Annotated in this window: 25 protein-coding genes; 23 read left to right on the top strand and 2 right to left on the bottom strand. The window is 59.8% G+C overall.

Going from position 1 to position 21,117, the window contains the following annotated elements:
* Positions 1-56 precede the first annotated feature (56 nt).
* From AC4PTT_RS12880 to AC4PTT_RS12850, 7 genes are all read left to right on the top strand, one after another.
* A complete protein-coding gene (locus AC4PTT_RS12880) occupies positions 57-548 on the top strand; it encodes a terminase small subunit (RefSeq protein ID WP_492161340.1) in 492 nt (163 codons plus the stop codon).
* Positions 496-2,112 carry a phage terminase large subunit gene (gene terL, locus AC4PTT_RS12875; RefSeq protein WP_492161339.1) on the top strand — a complete coding sequence of 539 codons (1,617 nt, stop codon included), beginning with the start codon at positions 496-498 and terminating at the stop codon, positions 2,110-2,112. Before AC4PTT_RS12880 ends, terL begins: the two co-directional genes overlap by 53 nt.
* The gene (locus AC4PTT_RS12870; RefSeq protein WP_492161338.1) at positions 2,105-3,592 is read left to right on the top strand and encodes a DUF4055 domain-containing protein; all 1,488 of its coding nucleotides are present in this window, start codon (positions 2,105-2,107) and stop codon (positions 3,590-3,592) included. Before terL ends, AC4PTT_RS12870 begins: the two co-directional genes overlap by 8 nt.
* Positions 3,593-3,689: 97 nt before the next feature.
* The gene (locus AC4PTT_RS12865) at positions 3,690-4,460 is read left to right on the top strand and encodes a hypothetical protein (RefSeq protein WP_492161337.1); all 771 of its coding nucleotides are present in this window, start codon (positions 3,690-3,692) and stop codon (positions 4,458-4,460) included.
* A gap of 104 nt (positions 4,461-4,564) precedes the next feature.
* Positions 4,565-5,533 (top strand): major capsid protein, encoded by a 969-nt coding sequence (locus AC4PTT_RS12860; RefSeq protein ID WP_492161336.1) that lies wholly within the window; start codon positions 4,565-4,567, stop codon positions 5,531-5,533.
* A 58-nt stretch (positions 5,534-5,591) separates the two neighbouring features.
* Positions 5,592-6,023: a hypothetical protein gene (locus AC4PTT_RS12855; RefSeq protein ID WP_492161335.1), complete on the top strand. Its 432-nt coding sequence runs from the start codon at positions 5,592-5,594 to the stop codon at positions 6,021-6,023.
* Positions 5,959-6,561, top strand: coding sequence for a DnaT-like ssDNA-binding protein (locus AC4PTT_RS12850; RefSeq protein ID WP_492161334.1), 603 nt, complete (start codon positions 5,959-5,961; stop codon positions 6,559-6,561). Before AC4PTT_RS12855 ends, AC4PTT_RS12850 begins: the two co-directional genes overlap by 65 nt.
* 47 nt (positions 6,562-6,608) lie before the next feature.
* On the opposite strand, the gene AC4PTT_RS12845 is transcribed toward AC4PTT_RS12850, so the two are convergent.
* Positions 6,609-6,950: a hypothetical protein gene (locus AC4PTT_RS12845; protein WP_492161333.1), complete on the bottom strand. Its 342-nt coding sequence runs from the start codon at positions 6,948-6,950 to the stop codon at positions 6,609-6,611.
* 110 nt (positions 6,951-7,060) lie between these two features.
* Between AC4PTT_RS12845 and AC4PTT_RS12840 the strand changes: the two genes are divergently transcribed.
* The 11 genes from AC4PTT_RS12840 (at position 7,061) to AC4PTT_RS12790 (ending at position 15,490) form a co-directional block, all read left to right on the top strand.
* Positions 7,061-7,453, top strand: coding sequence for a hypothetical protein (locus AC4PTT_RS12840; protein ID WP_492161332.1), 393 nt, complete (start codon positions 7,061-7,063; stop codon positions 7,451-7,453).
* Positions 7,453-8,505, top strand: a complete 1,053-nt coding sequence (locus AC4PTT_RS12835) for a phage minor head protein (RefSeq protein WP_492161331.1) — start codon at positions 7,453-7,455, stop codon at positions 8,503-8,505. Before AC4PTT_RS12840 ends, AC4PTT_RS12835 begins: the two co-directional genes overlap by 1 nt.
* Entirely contained in the window at positions 8,505-8,948 is a 444-nt protein-coding gene (locus AC4PTT_RS12830; RefSeq protein WP_420506639.1) for an HK97 gp10 family phage protein, read from the top strand. The genes AC4PTT_RS12835 and AC4PTT_RS12830 overlap by 1 nt, the downstream gene beginning before the upstream one ends.
* A 205-nt stretch (positions 8,949-9,153) precedes the next feature.
* The gene (locus AC4PTT_RS12825; protein ID WP_492161330.1) at positions 9,154-9,573 is read left to right on the top strand and encodes a DUF4128 domain-containing protein; all 420 of its coding nucleotides are present in this window, start codon (positions 9,154-9,156) and stop codon (positions 9,571-9,573) included.
* A gap of 69 nt (positions 9,574-9,642) precedes the next feature.
* A complete protein-coding gene (locus tag AC4PTT_RS12820; protein ID WP_492161329.1) occupies positions 9,643-10,146 on the top strand; it encodes a hypothetical protein in 504 nt (167 codons plus the stop codon).
* Between the two features lie 16 nt (positions 10,147-10,162).
* Positions 10,163-10,627 (top strand): phage-derived protein YdaY family protein, encoded by a 465-nt coding sequence (locus AC4PTT_RS12815; protein WP_492161328.1) that lies wholly within the window; start codon positions 10,163-10,165, stop codon positions 10,625-10,627.
* Entirely contained in the window at positions 10,513-10,968 is a 456-nt protein-coding gene (locus tag AC4PTT_RS12810) for a phage tail assembly chaperone (RefSeq protein WP_492161327.1), read from the top strand. The genes AC4PTT_RS12815 and AC4PTT_RS12810 overlap by 115 nt, the downstream gene beginning before the upstream one ends.
* A gap of 19 nt (positions 10,969-10,987) precedes the next feature.
* Positions 10,988-13,789, top strand: coding sequence for a phage tail tape measure protein (locus AC4PTT_RS12805; protein ID WP_492161326.1), 2,802 nt, complete (start codon positions 10,988-10,990; stop codon positions 13,787-13,789).
* Complete coding sequence (locus AC4PTT_RS12800) at positions 13,789-14,433, top strand: hypothetical protein (protein ID WP_492161325.1); 645 nt, start codon at positions 13,789-13,791, stop codon at positions 14,431-14,433. Before AC4PTT_RS12805 ends, AC4PTT_RS12800 begins: the two co-directional genes overlap by 1 nt.
* Complete coding sequence (locus tag AC4PTT_RS12795; protein WP_206554475.1) at positions 14,433-15,083, top strand: baseplate hub domain-containing protein; 651 nt, start codon at positions 14,433-14,435, stop codon at positions 15,081-15,083. The genes AC4PTT_RS12800 and AC4PTT_RS12795 overlap by 1 nt, the downstream gene beginning before the upstream one ends.
* Positions 15,080-15,490: a DUF6950 family protein gene (locus tag AC4PTT_RS12790; protein WP_492161324.1), complete on the top strand. Its 411-nt coding sequence runs from the start codon at positions 15,080-15,082 to the stop codon at positions 15,488-15,490. The genes AC4PTT_RS12795 and AC4PTT_RS12790 overlap by 4 nt, the downstream gene beginning before the upstream one ends.
* A 69-nt stretch (positions 15,491-15,559) precedes the next feature.
* Here AC4PTT_RS12790 and AC4PTT_RS12785 read toward each other — a convergent pair whose 3' ends face one another.
* Positions 15,560-15,784: a hypothetical protein gene (locus AC4PTT_RS12785; RefSeq protein ID WP_492161323.1), complete on the bottom strand. Its 225-nt coding sequence runs from the start codon at positions 15,782-15,784 to the stop codon at positions 15,560-15,562.
* 117 nt (positions 15,785-15,901) lie between these two features.
* On the opposite strand from AC4PTT_RS12785, the gene AC4PTT_RS12780 reads away from it, so the two are divergent.
* Genes AC4PTT_RS12780 through AC4PTT_RS12760 form a run of 5 tightly spaced genes read left to right on the top strand, consistent with a single transcriptional unit; the run spans position 15,902 to position 20,952 of the window.
* Positions 15,902-18,838 (top strand): phage tail protein, encoded by a 2,937-nt coding sequence (locus AC4PTT_RS12780; RefSeq protein ID WP_492161322.1) that lies wholly within the window; start codon positions 15,902-15,904, stop codon positions 18,836-18,838.
* A gap of 39 nt (positions 18,839-18,877) precedes the next feature.
* A complete protein-coding gene (locus AC4PTT_RS12775; protein ID WP_492161321.1) occupies positions 18,878-19,123 on the top strand; it encodes a hypothetical protein in 246 nt (81 codons plus the stop codon).
* Positions 19,113-20,201, top strand: a complete 1,089-nt coding sequence (locus tag AC4PTT_RS12770; protein WP_492161320.1) for a hypothetical protein — start codon at positions 19,113-19,115, stop codon at positions 20,199-20,201. Before AC4PTT_RS12775 ends, AC4PTT_RS12770 begins: the two co-directional genes overlap by 11 nt.
* Positions 20,201-20,515, top strand: a complete 315-nt coding sequence (locus AC4PTT_RS12765) for a hypothetical protein (RefSeq protein WP_492161319.1) — start codon at positions 20,201-20,203, stop codon at positions 20,513-20,515. The genes AC4PTT_RS12770 and AC4PTT_RS12765 overlap by 1 nt, the downstream gene beginning before the upstream one ends.
* Entirely contained in the window at positions 20,512-20,952 is a 441-nt protein-coding gene (locus AC4PTT_RS12760) for a DUF4376 domain-containing protein (RefSeq protein ID WP_492161318.1), read from the top strand. The genes AC4PTT_RS12765 and AC4PTT_RS12760 overlap by 4 nt, the downstream gene beginning before the upstream one ends.
* Positions 20,953-21,117: the final 165 nt, after the last annotated feature.

The raw sequence follows: 21,117 nt of genomic DNA, 5'->3' as shown, positions 1-21,117 counted from the left end.
CATTAGGTGCAAGCTAACAAGCAGCGCTTATGTCTTAAGCCATTTGAGGCCCTGACATGCCCGTCCTGAAAAACGCCAAGCATGAAGCCTTCGCGCAGGGGTTGGCGAAGGGGCTGTCGGCATCGGAGGCGTATGTCTCAGCGGGGTACAAGGAAAGCCGATCTGCCGCATCGCGCTTGTCAACAAATGTGAACGTGCAGCGTAGAGTGTCTGAGCTTCAGGGCAAAGCAGCCGAGAAAGCCGAATGGAGCGCCGCTGAGAGGCTTTCGAGCCTGAAGTCGATCCATGACCGCACCAATGAGGCAGACCCGCGTGTGGCGATCTCAGCCATTGGCGAGGCAAACAAGATGCAGGGCAGTCACGCTGCCGCCAAGCATCACCTTTCCGGCACGGTTCAGGTTGTCACGATCACCGCAAAGCATCTGGATGGGCTGAACGACGATGAACTTGCCGCTCTCGAAGCAGCATATCCCGTTCTCCAGAAGCTCGGGCTTATTGGAAGCGATCAGGGCGCAGCGGCAGACGCGGGAAGCGAACCGGACGATTGATGCAGAGGCGGAGGCGGCCGGTGTGTCGCTGTCGGCCTATATTCGCGGTGCATGGCATGTTCTGGAGCCGGGCAGGGCGTATCGCCATGGCTGGCATATCGATGCGATCTCGGATCATCTCGGTGCAGTCACCAATGACCAGATCAACCGACTGATCATCAACGTGCCGCCGGGCACCATGAAGTCGCTGGCGGTCGGCGTCTTCTGGCCGACCTGGGAATGGGGGCCGCTCAACAAGCCCCACCTGCGGACACTGGCGACCTCCTACAAGGAGAGCCTTGCCAAGCGCGACAACATCAAGGCGCGCCGGCTGGTGCAGTCAGACTGGTTCAAAGACAGGTGGGGCCAGAACTTCGATCTGATGCCAGATCAGAACTCGACGCTGAAGTTCGAGAACGACAAGTCCGGCTTCCGGGCCGCAATGGCCTTCAAATCGCTGACGGGCGAGCGCGGCGACCGGGTGATCATCGATGACCCGCTGTCGGTGGATCAGGCCAAGTCGGATGCTGAGCGCCTGAATGCGCAGGAGACGTTTCTGGAGGCGGTGCCGAACCGTCTCAGCGATCCTGAGATGTCAGCCATTGTTCTGGTCATGCAGCGCCTGCACGAAGGCGACACGACCGGTATCGCGCTGGCAAAGAACCTTGGCTACGAGCACTTGATGCTCCCGATGGAGTTCGAGCTCGACCGGTGCTGTTACACCGTGGTCAAGCCGAGCCACATGGATGCCGATCCCGTCGAGGGGCGCTACGATGCGCTCAAGCAGGTCTGGTATCTGGAAGGCTCCGAGGTTCCCGAAGGGCGGAAAGAATACGTCGACAAGGCCGAGACCAAGACTGTCTATCGGCAGGACCGGCGAACGACTGAAGGGGAGCTGCTCTTCGAGGAGCGCTTCCCTCGCACCGTGGTCGAGCGCGACAAGGTTTCTCTCGGGTCCGTGGGGCATGCGGGGCAGAACCAGCAGCGCCCGGCACCGCGTGGCGGTGGCTTGTTCAAACGGAGCTATTTCAAGCCCATCAAGGCCATTCCTGCGGGAACGCGGTTCGTCCGGGGCTGGGACTTGGCGGCAACGGATGACAATCCGGATGCGGCGCGAACGGCGGGCGTGAAGATCGGGCAAATGCCTGACGGACGTTTCGTCATCGCGCATTGCGTGGCTGAGCATGCTTCGCCCGCACGTGTTCGCACCCTGATCGGCAATACGGCTGATCTGGACGATGCGAACGGCGCGCGCTGCCGCGTCTCGCTCCCAAAAGACCCAGGTCAAGCCGGCAAGGATCAGGCGCAGCAGCTTGTGGCAATGCTCGCCGGCCATGTGGTCAGCGCCACGCCTGAAAGCGGGGACAAGGTGACGAGAGCCGAGCCGTTGGCCGCTCAATGCGAGGCGGGGAACGTCGATATCCTCGAAGGCGCATGGAACGACATGTTCCTTGACGAAGTGGAGGTGTTCCCGGCGGGCAAGCTGAAAGACATCGTGGACGCGTCGTCACGGGCATTCAACGAACTGGCGACAAGCCAGAGACGAACCGCACTCTTTGGAACATCGGGACGGATCAATGGCTGATACAGATCATCTGGCTACGTCAGCCGACTATCAGGCGATGCAGGGCTACTGGACGAAGGTGGCCGCAATCCGTGGTGGCGTTGACGAGATGCGGAAGGCCGGGAAAACCTTCCTGCCGCAGTTCCCGAACGAAAGCGATCCAAACTACGCTTATCGCCTCGAGAACTCGAAGTTCACCGACATCTATTCGGACATCGTGGAGAACCTGGCGTCAAAGCCGTTCTCGAAGGAAGTGGCGCTTGCTAATGACGCGGTGCCGGAGCCGATCAAGGTCATCACGGAGGATGTCGATGGCGGCGGGAACCACCTGCATGTCTTCGCGGACTCGGTGTTCTTCAATGGCATTCACAATGCCATTGATTGGATTTTGGTCGATTACCCGACCGTGCCGCAGGGGGCCACGCTCGCGGATGAGAAGCGTATGGGCGCGCGGCCCTATTGGGTGCGCATCCCTGCTGCCGACATGCTCTGGGTGGAAAGCAAGGTCATCAACGGCAAGGAAGAGTTCACCTATGCCAAGATCTACGAGCCCGTCACTCAGCGCGACAGCGCCGGCAAGGAAAAGCGCATCGACCGTGTCCGGGTCCTGACCCGCGACGAGCTGGAAGGCGGTCAATATGGACCGGCTCGGTATGAAATCTGGGAGGAAGGCACCCAGAAGAATGCTAGCTGGAGCCTGATTGAACAGGGTTCGATCTCGATTGGCGTCATCGCTTTGGTGCCATTCTTCACCGGACGGCGCGAAGGAACCAAATGGCGCATTCGCCCCCCGATGCGGAACGTCGCCGAGCTGCAGGTCGAGCATTATCAGCAAGAAACCAATCTCAAATCGGCCAAGGAACTGACGGCGTTCCCGATGCTTGCGGGCAACGGCGTCGAACCGCCGGTCGATGAGGAAGGCAAGCCGGTCATGGCACCGATCGGCCCATCGGTCGTCTTGTATGCACCGCCGTCGCAGGACGGCGCGCGAAGCGGGCAGTGGCAGTTCATTGAGCCATCGGCCACATCGCTCAAGTTCCTTTCGGAGGAGGTGGACAAGACGGAAGCACAGATGCGTGAACTGGGGCGGCAGCCGCTGACGGCCGGCACAAGCGGGATCACCCAGGTTGCGGCCGCGTTCGCATCTCAGAAGTCCGCCAGCGCCGTTCAGGCTTGGGCGTTCATGCTCAAGGACTGCCTGGAGCGCGCCTATGTCTTCACGGCGATGTGGTTGAACGTCAAGCTCGAGCCTACCGTCTATGTGAACACGGACTTTGCGGTTGAGCTTGGCGATGACAAAGCGCCTGACACGCTCCTGACCATGAATGAGCGCGGCACGTTGAGTACGCAGACGCTCTGGCAGGAAATGAAGCGTCGGAGCATCCTGTCGCCTGAATTCGACGGGGAAGAAGAGGAGAGGCGACTGATAAAGGAACTCCCCGGCGATGATGCTGAGGACGATCTGATCGCCGCCATGCCGCCGTCTGATCCGTTGGAATGAACCAAAGGACAATCTGAATTCACAAGGCCGCTTCGGATGTACCGGGCGGCTTTTTTTATGGGCGGGAAGCCCTCAACTCAAATCCGGGATGGATAACATGGCACTCAAGGCAATTCTGGAATCTCTTGACGGCATCGATGACGCAACCAAGGCCCTTTATGTTGAGAAGGACGGAAAGTTCTTGCTCGATGTGGAAGGCGTGGACGGTTTTGCTCTGGAAGACGTGAACGGCCTCAAAACCGCTCTCGGGAAAGAGCGCACGACGCGGGAAAACCTCGAAAAGCAGATCGTGAAGTTCAAGGACATTGACCCGGACAGGGCTCGCGCTGCTCTGGAAGAGCTGGAAGAGCTTAAGAAGCTCGATCCGGAGAAGGAAGCCGACAAGATCGCCAACGCGAAGGTTGAAGCGGCCAAAGCGCAGCTTCTGGAGAAGCACAACGGTGAAATCACCTCACGCGATGAGCGTATCGGCCATCTAACCAAAACGGTCGAAGGCCTGCTTATCGATGCGGCTGCAACGTCTGCACTGGCCGAGGCAAAGGGTTCGGTTGAACTCCTTCTGCCGCATGTGCGCTCTCATACGCGCGTCAAAGAGGTTGACGGTAAGTTTGCTGTCGAGGTTGTCGATAAGGACGGCAACGCGAAGATCGCGGATGCCAAGGGCACTCCCATGGATATCGCTGGCCTTGTCGCAGAGATGAAGGGTTCCGATGCCTTTGGGCGCGCCTTCGAAGGTTCCGGCCAGTCCGGCAGCGGAAAGCAGCCCGGGGCCGGCGGCGGCAATGCTCCGCAACGTGGAAACTTCGGCGGCACCCGCGAAGAGCGAGCAGCGGCAATCGCCGCCAAGTTCCCTGAATTGAAGGGCTGAGCGCCCTCAACTCCTTTGCTGCTGTCTCGGGATGAGAAGCGGCACCAACCGGGCGGGAAGCCCAACCACCCCAACATTCCCGAGACACACAATAGGAGTTCTCCATGTCTCTTTCCCAGATGCAGGTGTTCAACAAGTACTTCATGCCGGCGATTATCGAGACGCTGGATCAGATGGTGGCGAAGTTCAACGCCGCTTCCAACGGCTCGATCCGTCTCACCACCGAGGGCTTCGACGGCGATTTCATGCAGGAGTCGTTCTTTGCGTCGATCCATTCGGCGCAGCGTCGTGTTGATCGCTACACGACCAATGGTGCGCAGGCTGCGACCGATCTGACTCAGGTCAAGCATTCCTCGGTGAAGATCGCGGGCGGCTTCGGCCCGATCCGCTATGAGCCTTCGCAGATGACCTGGCTGAACAAGCCGACTGCCGAGGGCATCGAGGTTGCATCCCGCAACTTCGCGGAAGCGCTGATGGCCGACCAGCTCAATACGGCGGTTGCCGTGCTTGTGGCCGCAATCTCCAATCAGGCGGACGCGACCAATGACGTGTCTGGTACCGGCGGCATCTCCTACACTGCGATGAACGACGCGCATGCGAAGTTCGGCGATCACTCCGGCAATCTGATCGCCCAGGTGATGAACGGTAGCGCCTATCACAAGCTGATCGGCAACAACCTCACCAACACGCAGCAGCTCTTTCAGGCCCAGAACGTCCGCGTCGTGGATATTCTCGGCAAGGCTGTCGTGGTGACGGATGCTCCGGCGCTCTACGAGGCCGGCACGCCGAACAAGCTCAAGGTGCTGTCTCTCTCCGAGGGCGCTGCAACGGTCATGGATGGTGGCGATGTCATCACCAACATCGAGACCGCCAACGGCAAGGAACGGATCGAGACCACCCTGCAGATGGACTACACCTTCGGTGTCGGCCTCAAGGGCTACACCTGGGATGAGGCCAGCGGCGGCAAGTCTCCCTCGGATGCGGCGCTTGCGACCGGTGCGAACTGGGACCGCACGGCTTCCAGCGTGAAGCACACCGCAGGCGTCGTGACCATCGCAGACGCTGCCCAGTAAGCGATTGGGGCGGGCCACGGCTCGCCCTTTTCCTTCCCGCTTTTCAGGAGAAAGAACCATGACGAAAGAGCGTCAGATTGCATACGTGAAGCATCCGGTGTCGGCGAAGAAGAAGGCCGAACTGCTCGCCAAGGGCTTCAGGATCATCGATGCGCGCTTCAAGCCGAAGGGTGCTGACGAGATCGAAGGCGGTGGGCAGGAGATCGAACTGGGCACGGACAGCGGCGCCGGCTTCAGCGACGACCAGCTCCGGGCCGCGATCAAGGAAGCGACAGGCAAGGCACCACACCACAAGCTGGGCCGTGAAAAGCTGATCGAAGCATTCAACGCGCTCAACATGCCGGCCGATCAGGAAGAAGAGGCTACCAATGGCCTGACCCGCCGTGAGATCGAGGCCGACCTGGTCGCGATGAACGTTGAGTTCAATGCAGAAGACGCGCTGGAAGATCTCGCCGCCCTGCGCGATCTGGAGCGGGAACGGCGCGCTTAACCGGAAAAAGGCATCAATGATGGCTCTTAACACCACTCCCGGCGATCCGGCGGCAGATAGCTATCCCACCCTGGTCGAAGCAAAGGCCTATTGGGACAGCATCGGGCGGGATTACAGCGGCATAGCTGATGATGAGCTCGAGCAGGCCTTGCGTCGTGGCACGGCTTGGCTCGATGGCACCTATGGCGCGCGCTTCATCGGCAAGGCATCGACTTTCGATCAGGCGCTTGAATGGCCTCGTCAGGACGCCGTGTATCGCGGTGAGGTGCTTCCGAGTGAAGCGATACCCCAGAAGGTCAAGAACGCCGCCAGTGAAGCCGCGTGGCGGGAAGCGACGGAGCCAAACAGCCTTTCGCCCGACTATGTGCCGGCTGAAGGCGTAAAGCAGGAGCAGGTTGGCCCGCTTTCTGTCACCTACAAGGATGGGACCGGCGGCGTTTCTGACGTGTTGCCGATGGTGACCGCCGTTGATGGCCTATTGCGTGGGCTGATGGCATCGCGAGCGAGTGTCTTATCGGGAACTGTCGCAAGACAATAAGAGAATAGGAGCCGCTGCCGTGTACGGGCAAAATTGGTCGAGGCGAATTATGGGATATCAAACGTGGATTTGTCGCGCACAACTGAATGTCTGAACAGCTTGCAAGTGGTCGTGATCGTTGCAGGGGTAGCGCGATCCAAGGTTTCCTTGGCGCGGTTCGCCTCATTCGCAATCGCGACAATGTCCGTGGCGTTGTAGATGTCGTCTAACAGGTGGCCAAACAGATTGACATCGTGACGCTGCCCACATTTCTCCGCCACACCCAGCATACTCCCTAAGGCTTTCACTCTAACATGTCGTTTCTCAAGCTCATTGGATGATTGAGCGCTTGCTGCAGAGAGCAATGCGAGAAATGCAACAAGCGTTGCACAGGCGAAATTGGTCTTCATTTGGCCCTCAATTGTTTAGCGGCAGCATATTACAGCGGTCATAGTCATATTGGACATATCTAAAAAGGTGAATGCGAGATGTTCGTAGCATCGATTCCTGGTGGAAGAGAATGACCGGCTTCAACTACGCCAAGTCGCGGGCCACTGCCGCCCGTCTGATCAAGAAGTTCGGTCAGGCCGGCGCAATCCGCCGAAAGACCAAGATCGGCGGGACCGACTGGAACCCCGAATTTCAGGACATCGACTATCCCTGCACGCTGGTCGTGACGGAATACACGCTCAAGGAGCGCGAGAGCTCGCTGGTCGAGCAGAATGACCGAAAGGCCCTGATTTCCACCGAGGGCGTTTCAATCCCGGCGCTGCCAGACAACCCGGCCAGCGCGGACGCCCCGACCGCGGCTGATCGTCTGGTCATCGGCGGGAATGTTCTCTCCATCATCCATGTGGAACCGCTCAATCCGGGCGGCACCGTGGTCATGTGGACGGCTCAAGCGAGGTTGTAATGACCCGGCTCACTGATCGGCAGCTTATTGAAGCCCTCATCCAGCACCATGAACCGCTCATCCGTGAAGCGTTCATGGCGGCGGTCGACAGCATCCGCAACACGGTGACCCTGCGCGTGGTCGTGGAGCGTCTGGAGCGCGGCGACATCAACGGCGCCATTCGCGCATTCCAGATTGAGCCGGAAGCCTTCGGTCGTCTGGATCGGGCCATTCTGGATGCCTACAATGACGGCGGGCAAGCGACGGTCGACAATCTTCCGATGGTCCGAGACCCGGAGGGGAGCCGCGTTGTCTTCCGCTTCGGTGTGCGCAACTTGGCAGCTGAGGAAGTGCTGTCGAGCCATTCCTCGACACTCATCACCCGCATCGCGCAGGAGCAGCGCGAAGCTGTCCGCCGCCATCTGACAGACGGTCTCTCGCAGGGGCTCAACCCCCGTCAGACCGCGCTCGATGTGATTGGGCGTGTCCAGCGGGGCAGCAACCGGCGACAGGGCGGCATCATTGGTCTTTCCGGGCCACAGGAGCAGTATGTCGCAAATGCCCGCCGTGAGCTTCTGTCCGGTGACCCAGCGCAGATGAGGAACTATTTCACGCGCGGCCGGCGCGACAAGCGGTTTGACCGGACTGTGGCGAAGGCAATCAGGGATGAGGCCGCGCTCGATCAGGACACGGTTTCCAAGATCGTCGGTCGGTATTCCGATAGATTGCTTGAACTACGCGGCGAGACCATCGCCCGATCCGAAACCATGACGGCATTGAACATGGCAAAGGTCGATGCGATCCAGCAGCAGATTGACGCCGGAAAGATCGACGTTCGGGACGTGGTGAAGATCTGGCACGCAACGCCGGACGGCAGAACGCGCGACACTCACCGGGCGCTGAACAAGAAGTCGGTTCCTCTGAACGGCACTTTTACCAGCCCGTCAGGAGCATCCATCCGGTATCCGGGCGATCCTATGGCCCCGGCGTCCGAGCATGTGAATTGCCGGTGCTGGCTGGAGACCAAGGTGGATTTCCTCGCCCGTGTTGTGCGCGATAACAGGGCAGCGTAATGGCACAGAGCTTTGAAGCCCAAGTGGCAGCGTGGACGAAGAAGGTCCGCGGTGCCAACGAGGCGATCTTCAAGCAGTCGGTGCAAGAGTTGGTCTCTATCGCACAGGCGGCGCGCGGCGAGGGTGGAAGGCTCAGAGTTGATACGGGCTTCCTGCGCAGTTCTCTCATGGCGTCCACATCGCACATTCCGCCCATCAACAAATCCGCAAAGCCGGAGCCGGGGCAGAGCTATGCCTATTCAGGGGCAGAGATAACGGCGGTGATTGCGGGGGCGGATCTCGGTGACACGATATTCCTCGGCTATACCGCAGCCTATGCCGCCCATCGTGAGTTTGGGGCGAGGGGCCAAGCGCCTGATGCATTTGTAAGGACGGCGGCGCAGCAATGGCCGCAGGTCGTGGCGCGCGTCACGGCGGAACTCAAGACCCGTCTGGGTCTATAACACCGGACACTTCGTCCGAACCTTTTTCGGAAGCAACAAGCAAAGCAAAAGCCAGTCCAGTCAACGTCCGCCGTGCCGCCTGTAGCGCGGTGTCGGCGCGCGTGGTCTCCCCCGGTGCATCGCCAAGAATGCGGCGCGCTTCGGTCAGGAGGTCATGCGCTCGATTGTCTGAAAGGGGCTTGGACATTGGCGGGAGCCTAGCACCATGGCAGAGACAACGGAAGGCGCTATCGCCGAGGCGTTGATTGCCCACTTCAGCACGATGGCGCTGCCTGCTGGCGTTCGCATTGCATATCCTGGCATCAGCTTTACGCCGGATCCGGGTAAGCCACACGTTGAGCTTTTCGTGATCCCGAATACACCGATCCAACGAATGATTACTTTCGGCAAGGAGCCCGAACGCCTCGGCATCTTTCAGGCATCGGTCTTCTGGCCGGAGGGGCAGGGCATCGTGAAGGCGACGGACCTTGCCGCCCAGATCGGTCAGCACTTCGCTCGCGGCACCAAGATCAGGGAAGCCGGGATCGTCATCTGGATCATGAGCGATCCCGACATTGCCGCGCCCCTTCAGGAAAAGGCATGGATGCTGGTTCCTGTGAGCATCCGCTGGCATGTCTATCCGTAATCGGCTTTCGGGCTGACCGCCGTTCTCGCCCCTTCGGCAAGGGCTTTCAGACATCGATAGGAATGAACAATGGCAGGCGATCTTTTCCCTGTCGCCGGTATGAAGCTGTTCATCGGCGGCGTGAAGGCACTCCAGGCATCTGACTTCGTTGAGGCGGATTTCTCCGGCGAAACGTGGGTGGAAATCGACGGCTGGTCCCAGATGGGCAGTGTCGGCGATACGGCCGCGCTCATCACCACGTCGCTGATTAACCGTGGCCGCGACATCAAACAGAAGGGCACCACGAACGCTGGTTCGATGGAGAACGTCTTTGCGGTGATCCCCGGCGATCCCGGTCAGGAAGCGCTCATTGCTGCGGCAGCCGGCGCGAACAAGCAGAACTATGCCTTCAAGATCGAGCACAACGACGATCCGGGCGGCACGGGTTCGGCTCCATCCATGAGTTATTTCGTCGGTCTGGCGATGAGCTCGAACGAGGCCGGCGGCGAGGCCAACACGATCCGCAATCTCAACGCAACCATCGAGATCAATTCGAATGTCGTCAACGTCGATGCCGTCCCCGGTACGCCGTAAGCAGGAGTAATCCAGAATGGAAATCAAATCGCTGAAGCGCGACAGCGCCAACGCAGAGGCCGGCCAGTGGGTGGCTGACATCCCCGGCATGGGCGATGTGAAGCTGAAGGTGCGCGGCTTCTCCAGCCCGACCGTCATCGCGATCCGGTCCCGCAAGGAGCGCGCCGTTCCTCGTGACGACCGCGAGCGCGACGGTTCGCTGAAACCCTCTGTCGCCATGCGCATCATGGGCGAGACCATGCACGAGGCGGTGCTTCTCGATTGGGATGGCTTCACCAATGAGGGCGAACCGCTTGCCTTCGACCGGGCGCTTGCCAAGGACTGGCTGACCGATCCCGACTTCTCGGCATTTGCCGATGCTGTCGCATGGGCTGCCCAGGTGGTCGACAAGGGCCTCATGGAGGACAAGGAAGCGCGGGGAAAGCCCTTGCCGAAATCGTCCTCTGGCAGCTCGAATGGGGAAGCAAAGTCGAAGGGCTGATCGACGCCCACGAACAAGCAGGGCAGGCGGTTCCGGATTATCTGGTTCCGCCACCTGCGCCGCCGGGAAGTGATGATCTCCTGTCTGCCTTCTGGGCACTCTCAGGGGATCGTCAAGTATCAATGGGGGCCGGGCCAGTCCCGTTCGCCTCTATCGACGCCTATGCGCGCCGGTTCGGATATCGGGGCGATGCGTTCGATGATCTCGTTTCAGGCATCAAGGCCATGGATAGGGCATTCATCGAATTCCACGAGCCTGATGAAGACGGGAAGCCGAAGAAGCGTCAGGCGGTCTCCAGTCGCCCGATGACGCCCAGCCTGTTCAAGGCTCTGTTCGGATAGGATTGAAGAGGAAGCCGACATGGAAGTTGCAGCACTCGGCTTTCGTGCCGACTCCCGCGAGCTGAAGCAGGCGAATGACGAACTGCGCAAGATGCCGGCTGCCGCTGGAGCTGCCGAGCGTGCGGCGAAGGATTGGGGCAACTCGACCACAAAGGCGGGCGCTGCGGCGCGGGCGGCCAATGACAACGCTGCCCGGTCAGCCACCAATATGGCGCGCGCATACGACCTGGCAAAAGGCAAGATCATCGCGTTCGGCGCCGCAGCTCTCGCAGCATTCTCCACGCGGCCGATCTTTGAGTTTCAAGATGCCTTGGCGGAAGTGTCCACGCTGGTTGATACCGCGACCTTTGACATGGACAGGTTGGCGCAGTCCGCAATTGAGCAGTCGGCGGCTTTCGGTGGCAGCGCTGCAGGGCAGGCCAAGGCACTATACCAGATCATTTCTGCCGGCGCATCTGACGCAGCGGAGGCGACGGACATCCTCACGGCGGCCAATAAGCTTGCGGTGGGTGGCGTAACCACCGTTGCGACGGCTGCGGACGGCCTCACCAGCGTTATGAACGCCTATGGCGATCAGGTTGAGGGAGCCGCATCGGTTTCTGATGCCATGTTCGTTGCCATGAGGGCGGGCAAGACGACGATTGGCGAACTGGCATCGTCGCTCGGCAAGGTCGCGCCGCTCGCCGCGCAGACGGGCGTTGGCTTCGATGAGCTGACGGGCTCCATTGCGGCGCTGACCAAAGGCGGTATTTCCACGCAGGAAGCTGTCACCGGCGTCCGGGCAATCCTCGCCGCCGTGGCGAAGCCGACCGCGGAAGCAACCAAGATGGCAAAACAACTTGGCCTTGAGTTCAGCGCTTCCGGTCTGCAGGCGCAGGGCTTCGCCGGCTTCCTCGATCAGCTTGTCCAGAAAAGTGGCGGCTCGACGGAGGTTCTGGCGCAGCTGTTTGGCGGCGTTGAGGCCCTTGTCCCCGTCATGGCCCTTTCAGGGCAGGCGGGCAACGACTTTACCGCGATCTTGGAGCAAATGGCGGACAAGGCCGGCGCCACGCAGGATGCCTTTGACAAGATGGCGAATTCTCCCGGCTTTCAGGCGGGGCGCATCTGGTCTGCGATCACGGCTGAAATCCTGAAGGCAGGCGGGGCGCTGGGTACCGTCTTGACACCCGTGCTGAAGGCGGTGGCCGACAATATGGGAACCGTCGCGAGCCTGGCAAAGGTGGCGGGTGCGGCGATGCTTGTTGCCTTCGGCCCGGCGATCATGTCTTTCTTGGTAACGGGCTTCGGAACGTTCGTCGGCGCGGTCGTCTTCGGCATGAAGGCGATCACGGCCGCGATGATGGCCAACCCCATCGGCTTCCTGCTTGTCGCCATCACGTCAGCGATTGTCGCTGCCTATGAGTTCCGGGACAAGATATCCGAGGTGTTCGGCGTTGATGTCGTCGGCGTCTTCAAGACGGTCGGCAACTTCATCATCAATGCGTTCCGGGCGGCATACGCGGATATTCAGTTCATCTGGGACCAGTTCCCGACGATGATTGAAGCTGCGGCTTATGGTGCTGCAAACGGCTTTGTCGCCGGCATCGAGTGGATGGTGAATCGCGCTCTTGACGGCTTCAACAAGATCATCGCCGGGGCAAATGCGGTCGTGAACTTCTTCGGCGGCAATAGCGCATTCGTCCGGGATACGCTGGGCTGGAACCTGACGATTCCCGAATTTGACGAGGTGAGCCTGGGCCGCTTTGACAACCCGGCCGCCGACGATTTCAGCAAGGCCAACGCTGAACATGCGGCACGCATCAAGGGCATCATGGGAAGCGATCCTCTCGGCGGTCTGTTTGGCTCTGATGGCGCGGCCCAGAGTAGCGCGGAAGACGCCACGACCGAGGTTCAAAAGCTGATCGACCAACTGAATAAGGTGGTTCCATCTGCAAATGCCGCGGGTTCGGCGTCGGAAAAGGCTGCGGAGAAAGCCCGCGAGTCTTACTCCGATCTTGTTCGCGGGGCTCAGGAGTTCATCGAGCAGCAGAAGTTGGAAGCGTCCACGCTCGGCATGACGGAAGAGGCCGCAAACGCCCTGCGCTATGAGCAGGAGCTTTTGAACAAGGCTGCAAACGACAACATCAAGCTGACGGCGGGGCAGAAAGCGGAGTTGACCGGTCTCGCGCAGACGATGGCAGAGACCGAAGCCGAAACGAGCAAGCTCAAATCGGCCTATGACTTCGCGAAAAGCACGGTGTCGGGCTTCTTCAACGACTTCAGGTCCGGGCTTGAGCAGGGCAAGGGGATCTGGAAATCGTTCGGGGATGCGGCGCTGGGCGTTCTTGGCCGCATCGGTGACAAGCTGATCGAGCTCGCAACCGACAGCCTGATCAACGGTCTTTTCAGCAATCTGGGCGGCCTTGGTGGCGGCGGTGGTGGCGGCATCATCGGCGGCATTATGGGATGGTTGTTCAACGCGAAGGGCAACGCCTTCTCGCAGGGCAACGTCATCCCGTTTGCCAATGGCGGTGTTGTGTCCAGCGCAACCATGTTCCCGATGTCGGGCGGCAGGTCTGGCGTGATGGGCGAGGCGGGGCCGGAAGCGATCATGCCCCTCAAGCGCGGGCCTGATGGTCGGCTGGGCGTTTCGGCCCCGAAGGGAGCAAGCGCGCCTTCGCAGAACACCTACGCTCCGACCTACAACATCGACGCGAGCAACAGTGCAAATCCGGAAGAAACCCGCCGGCAGGTCACCCAGGCACTGAAGGAGTACGACAAGGGCAATTATCAGCGATGGCTTGCCGCACAGGCGCAGGCGAGGAAGAGGAACGCGGCATAATGGCGATCATCTTTCCCCGCCCGCTACCTGACTACAATCTGACGCGCGGCACGATCCGGCTAGTCGATCCGGTTGCATCGTCCGCGTCTCATTCCGGCGCCAAGCTCAATATGTCCCAGGTGGTGGACCCTGCTTGGATATTTGAGGCGGAAACGATGCCGCTCTGGGATGCTGAGCGCCGCGCATGGACGGCGTGGAAGAACAGTCTGCGCGGCGGCCTTCGCCAGTTTATCGCGCACGACATCACACGCAATCCGCCTTTGGCCTATCCGGCAGCAAGAACCCCGGGTGACATCTCGAGCGGATGGGATGGGACCGCCATCGTTACCAGCGTTGGTCTGTCGGGCGAGCTCGGTCTGGATGGTCTTCCGCCTGCCTATCAGTTCAGGGTGGGTGATCGCATCGGGCTCGAAGAAGGCGAGGCGCGTGGATATTACGAGGTTGTCGAGGATGCCGCAGCGGCGGGCGCAGAGGCCACCGTAACGGTTTCTCCGCACCTGCACACCGGAATATTCACGAACGCCGCTGTAGCCCGCCTGTGGTTGCCTGTGGCGAAGTTCATTCTCGACTGGCAGAGCTGGAGCGAAGAGACCATCGGCGGGCCGTCGCAGATCTCGTTCACTGCCTATCAGCGGGTGATGTGATGGCCTACCCGACGATTGTCCAAGATCTTCTGGACGAAGGCCGCATTTCCATTCGCGGTCTGATGAAGTTCCAGTTCGGCACAGGAACCTATGGCTTTGCGAAGTCGGATCAGCCGATTGAATGGAATGGCCTGACCTACCAGCCGGGTGGCGTGATCAAGGTTTCTGACCTGCCCGGCGGCATGGGAACCACGGCACGGCAGTTCACGATTGAGCTTGCGGAGTCGCCCGACGATGGACTTACGCCTGATGTCCTGAAGACCATCGAGGCGGAGGATTACCGCGACCGGCCCGTCACCATCTATGATGCCTTCTTCCATCCGGACACCGGGGCGCTCCTTCATGTCGAGGCGCTGCGGCGCGGCTACATCGATCAGCTTTCGCACGAGGAAGACCCGGAAGAGGGTTACAAGCTCATTGCGGACTGCGAGACGCGCGCGTTGGACTACACCCGCACGAACGGCCGCAAGCGCAACATGGCAGACCAGTATCGCCGTGTTGAGGGCGACAACTTCTATGTGAACGCGGCGACGACCGGCCGAGAAGAAATTTTCTGGGGCAGGGCGCGGAAGTCGGCCAAGAGGGCGGCAATCAAGCTCGATGGATGGTTGAAAGATGCCGTCGATGACTTCTTCGGGAGGTTTAGTTGAAGCTCGTTCCAGATTGGGAAAAGCGCCTCAATGAGGTGATCGAAAAGCACATGGCGCTGCCGAGCGAGTTCGGCGTGTCGGATTGCTATCTGATCCCGGCCAATGCCTTCGAGGCCATCACGGGCAAGCCGCTTTACGAAGGCGTCCGCTACAAGACTGAGGCCGGCGCTGGCCGCCAGCTTCGCAAGCGCGGCTTTGAAACCGTCGAGGATGCGTTCCGCGCTCGCTTGCCAGAGATTGGCCGCCTGATGGCCCAGCGCGGCGATTTGGGCGTCGTGGAGCGCCATGGCGTCATATCCGGGGGTGTCTTTACATCCATCGGATTTGCCACCCGTGGCGAGCGCTCTGTGGAGTTTCTGCCGGCCACCGAAGTGAAGACGGCGTTTCAGGTTGGAGATCGAGAATGACGGACCAGAATAGGCTCTCGGCAAGCTATGCCGACAAGATCGTGGTTGCGACTGAACCTAATTCGGCGCTCAGCCGGGCATTGGAGGCGCTAACGGATCGACCGACCGAACGCTCCGACCGATCTCCACGATAAGATCGCCGTATTGCTTGTTCTCTCTTCCATGCCTCTCGCCTATTGCCTCAATCTGATCGGCAAGGCTTGCGATGTCGATAAGGCCCGCCTTTGAAAGCTCTGCGATGAGGCAGAGATAGGCGGTATGGCCCGCCATCGTACGCATCGTTTCAGGTGACATAGTTTCCCTCCCCGGCTGATCTGCCATCCAAGCAGACCGGATGATGGGAGTCCAGCACCACCACCACAATCCAGACATCTGCAACGCCTGCGCCCTGCGCAGCGCGGAGGGTATCTCATGCCGTTTATTGGTGCTGCCATTGGCGCTGTCGTCAGTGCTGTTGGCGCAGTCGCGTCTTTCATCGGTGGCCTTGGCTTCATCGGCAAGCTGGCGATTGGCATTGGTCTGAACCTTGCTGCGTCCGCGCTGATGAAGCGCAAGCAGCAGGCACCGGAGCCGGCTGGCGTCAAGATCCAGACCGAGTATGGCGCGGACGTGCCGCGACAGGTGGCGTGCGGTCTGGTCGGCATCGCCGGGCATGAGGTCCACGTCAACACGTTTGGCAACGACAATGGCTGGCTGCAGGACGTTTATCAGCTCTCGGATTATCCATGCACCAGCCTTGAGCGCGTGGCGATCAACGGCGAGTGGGTGACGCTCGACGCGCCGCAGGCCAATGGCTTTCGCCAGGTCACGTCCGGCGAATATGCGGGACTGGCGTGGATCAAGTTCATCGACGGGACGCAGACCGGGGCCGAGCCTGACCTTGTCGACAATGCCAATCCGACAGGGCGATGGGGCACAAGCTGCGTTGGCGTCGGCAATGCCTATGTGATCGTGAAGGCGAAATACGACCGCGAAAAGACGGTCGGCATGCCCGATGTGTTCTTCGAGCTGAAAGGCGCGCCGCTTTATGACTGGCGCAAGGATGACACTGTCGGCGGCAGCGGCCCGCATCGCTGGAATGACTTCTCCACCCACGAGTGGACCGACAACCCAATCGTGATCGAGTACAACTACCGACGCGGCCTTGCGGTCAACGGCGACTTGTTCTGCGGCATGGAGATGCAGCCGAGCGACTTGCCGCTAGACAAGTTCACGGCGGCGGCGAACGTCTGCGATGAAGTGGTTGAAGGCGAGAAGCGCTATCGCTGCTCGATTATGCTGGATTGCACCGCCACGCACGGCGACAACATCCAGTCGCTCATGAAGTCCTGCGGCGGCGTGGTGATTGATGCGCCGGACGGCTCTTGGCCGATGATTGGCGCGGCCCAGCCCGTGGTGGCGACCATCACGGATGACGACCTTGTAGTGGGCGAGCCCGTGCGCTGGCAGGCCAAGCGGTCCATGTCGGAGCTGGTCAACTCGATTTCTGGCACGCATCCCGATCCCAGTCAGCTCTGGTCGATGGTGGGTTATGAGTCCATTGTGCTCGACAGTGAGATTGTCGTGGACCGGCGCACGCGTGATCTGGCTATGGATTTCCCCACGGTCATGAGCGCAAGGCAGGCCAAGCAGCTTGCCTCGATCTATGCCGCCGAAAACCGGTTGGAGGCGACGGCAGAACTTGCGTTGCGGCCGCGCTGGCGAGGGCTCAAGGCCGGCGACTGGATTGTCTGGCAGAGCGCCCGCTATGGCACGCTCACCTATCTGGTGACGGAGTCCACGCTGTATTCGCTGGACAATAGAGGCCCGCGCAATGTGCGGTTGGCGCTCCAGCAGCGTGATTCATCGATCTATGATGCCGTGACGGTTCCGGTTCCCGTGGTCCCGTATCCTCCGGGCAAGCCTGTCTATCAGCAAGAGGTGCAGAACCTCAAGCTTGCCGGTGTGACGGCCGGCTCTGGCACCAAGCTCATGCCGGCAATTCAGGCGGTCTGGGATAGCATCGATGATGTGACGGTCGTCGGCGTTGAACTGGAATGGTGGCCGACTGACGAGCCCAAGTCCCGCGCCAGCATGTCAAAGCCTTCGGATGAGACGATTGCCGTCCTGACGGAAGGCGTTGTTTCGGACACCGAGTACCAGGTGCGCACGCGGCTGATTACCAGCCCGCAGCGGCCTGTCGCTTGGTCGAACCCGAAGGCTGTGGTGACGCTCAACCAGCCAAACACAGACACTGCGGTTGATTATGAGGCCGTAGGCGAGTTGGTGAACGATGCTTCTGAATGGCTGAATTACAACACGCGCGAGGAAATCGAGCGCGGTCTGGACAATGCCACGAAGGACATGGCTGACTTTGATCAGCAGTATGGCAACGTCCAGCGTTTGCGACGTGAATTAGCGTCGACCTATGGCAATGCGGAGGCTTCATGGAATGAAGCAATCTTTGTTGCTACGGGGCCAAGTTCGGCTATCTCGCAACAGCTTGTGCAGCTCAACGCAAAGATTGATACGAGCATCGCGGGAGTGACCACACTCTTTTCGGCTGAAATTTCCGAGGTGAATGGGAAGGTAGCAGCCAACTCCAACGCGATCACCGCCGTCACGGCAACCGTGAATGATGTTTCGGCGGACGGAAACTTCCGCATGGAAGTGTCAGCTGGCCCTTCCGGGTACTCATCCCGCATTGGTGCGCAAGCGCGCGTTGGCGGGGCAGGGGCGTGGCGTTCTGCCTCGTGGTTCTTGGACGTCCCCTCGAATGAGCTTGATCCAACGCGGTTTGCGGCGCTGGCTGACCAGTTCGTGTTTACAGATGGATCTGACAACTTCAGGCCAGTCGTCATTCAGAATGGTGCGCTCTACGCAGATCAGCTCTATGTCGATTGGGCGAAGATCACCAACGTTTCCATTGGAACAGCCCAGATTGCCGACGCTTCGATTACCAGTGCCAAGATTGCCAACCTGTCAGTTGATACGCTCAAGCTTGCAGGCGATGCGATCAACGTCACAAATAGCGCCTATACGGCGGGTGGCATAAGCGTTTCATTCGCACAAACAACCGTGCAAACCGTAACGCTTGATGTTCCCGCTGACGCTTTGTTCGTTCGCTGCATTTTCACAGCGCAGACAAGCAATCTGAATTTCATCCCCGTGTTTAACTTTTTCGTTGATGGGAATTTTCTTCTCACTGACAAATCGGAACGCTCACCGTTTCAGAGAGAATTCGTTTGGATGACTCCTACCGCCGGTGTTCACACGTTTGAAATAAAAATGTACGCGCAAGGTGCTGGTGCCGGTCAAGGTTGGGACGTTTCACAACGTAGGCTTCATGTTGCCGCACAGCGGCGCTGATCGCGCACCTCTGACTCCACCAACACAATCGGACATTCCATGACTGACCAGCAGAAGAAGCAGGTCAGCCCGATGGCGCTTGCCGTCGAGGCGACTGCGCTCAACGACTTTTACCGAAACCGAAACCTGATGCTTGCCGACGCTCTGGAGCGCGAGCGGCAGGAGAAGGATGCCATGCAGGCGGAAATCGACCGGCTGACGAAGATCAACGGCAAGCTGCAGGACGCGGCGGCGCAGGACAGCGCTGCTAAGGCCGAAAAGAAGGATGCCAAGAATGGCGGGTAATCTCTACGAGCAGGGCTATTACGAAACTGGCACGGGATCCGTTACACAGGGCCAGACCGTTGTCACAGGGCAGGGCACTGCCTGGTCGCAGATCGTGCGGCCGGCGGATGATTTCGGCAAGCATGTCGGCATGCCGGTGCCTATTGCATCGGTGGACAGCGACACACAGATCACGCTGGCCTATCCGTGGCCAGGTCCGACGCAGGCCGCTGCGCCGTATCGCGTGACCTTCACGCCCTATCATGTCGCCTACCGGCAGGCGTTGCAGGAAATTGGGCAGTTGCTTTCGAGTGGCAACGTTTCGGCGCTGGCGGGGTTGGTTGGCGCAGCGAACAAAGTGCCCATGTTCACTGGTCCGGGTGTGCTGGATCTGGTCAAACTCGCAGCCGGTGCGTTCAGCGATGTGACGGAGAACGCAACAGACGAAACCGCCGGCAGACTTTTGAAGGTCGGCGACAACATCAATTTCTACCGGCTGCGTGATTTCGGCACGTATTACGACGGGTCGGCTGGACGCAATATTGACACCGTGCCGGTGGGAGATGACGGGCGGTACTCCACCAGCAACCCTGGGACTTTTCCGCCGGGTGCAACCAATTTCTGGATTTCAACACAGCGCATTTTCTCAAACGATGCGAAAGTGCAATTTGCGATCCCTTATTCCCCTACCGGTACGCCTGAGCCGATCCAATGGATGCGAATAGCGTCGGGTGCAGGGACGTACGGGCCGTGGCGTATGACCTACAATAACGGGAACGTTCTGGGCACCGTCTCCCAATCAGGCGGCATCCCGACCGGCGCAATCATCGAGCGCGGGAGCAATGCTAACGGCGAATACGTGCGCTTTGCTGATGGTACGTTGATCTGTGGTCGAATTTCCGTTTCTGGAACTTCCGCCGCGTGGGCGTCGCCATTTGTTGCTACCCCGTTTGCAGTTGCTTCAACATCGTTCAGCGATGTGCGCATCACCACTATTTTGGGGCTGACAAATCTAACGGTGCGGGTTCAGTCGTACACATCAGGCGGCACCCCCTCATCTGCAACAGGCCCGGTCATCGGGTTCGGGAGATGGTTCTGATGCATATCACTTTTTCTCCACAACGTCGCGACGACGCACTCACCTTAGTCAAGGCGGGCGACATCATCACAATCAACGGCGAAGCTTTCGACTTTTCAGTTGTCCCAGAAGGCGCGACCCTTCCTGAAGAAGCGATCAGCAGTGATTGGTTTTCCGGTCCCGTCGAGCGCGTTGGTGGCGAATTGCACATCTCAGTAATTCTGCCGCACGGGCCGAACCCCTCGCAGGCAGTGGCTTTCCCGCAGCCGATCACCATCAACGAAGACGGGCCGATTGAAGTGCCGTCAGACGACCTGGAGGAGGCAGGCGAATGAACATTGATCTTTCCAGGCTTGTCACAGCCGAGATGAAGGCAGCGCAGGGGCAGGCTGATCTAGAGGCCGACATCGATGCTGAGCGAGACCGTCGCATTAGTGGCGGCTTCATCTTTGCGGGCGTCGAATATCAGTTCCGTCCGGAGGATCGTGAGAACATCGCGGGCGCAAAATCCATGGCGACCGACGCGATAATGCTTCACAGCGCGCAACCGGGTAACTACCGCTGGCAGCTTTTGGTTGATCCATCCTTGCCGGACAAGGATTTTGAATGGATAGCGGCCGACAATTCAGCCATCCTGACCGACGCGCAAACCATGGTGCAGCTCGGTTATGCGGCTTTGGCACACAAGCAGGCTCACATCTTTGCAGCTCGGACGCTTAAGGATGCCGATCCGATCCCGGATGATTTCGCTGACGATCAGTGGTGGCCGTGAGAGCCGGCGGGCAAGTGCGTTTTAATCTACGTCTTGAGGCTTGGGGACCCAGGGCAAAGATCCTTGCCCGCCGGTTGCACCAAAATAGCCACATGGCGTTAACGCGCCATTGGTGTGATCACGTAATGCCTAGGCTGAGTTCGCAGAAAAATCCCCGCCGAATGT

This window comes from Nitratireductor sp. WH36-1, from assembly GCF_058725515.1.
The sequence above is the reverse complement of the archived record's forward strand: the minus strand, read 5'-3'. Positions and strand labels throughout refer to the sequence as shown.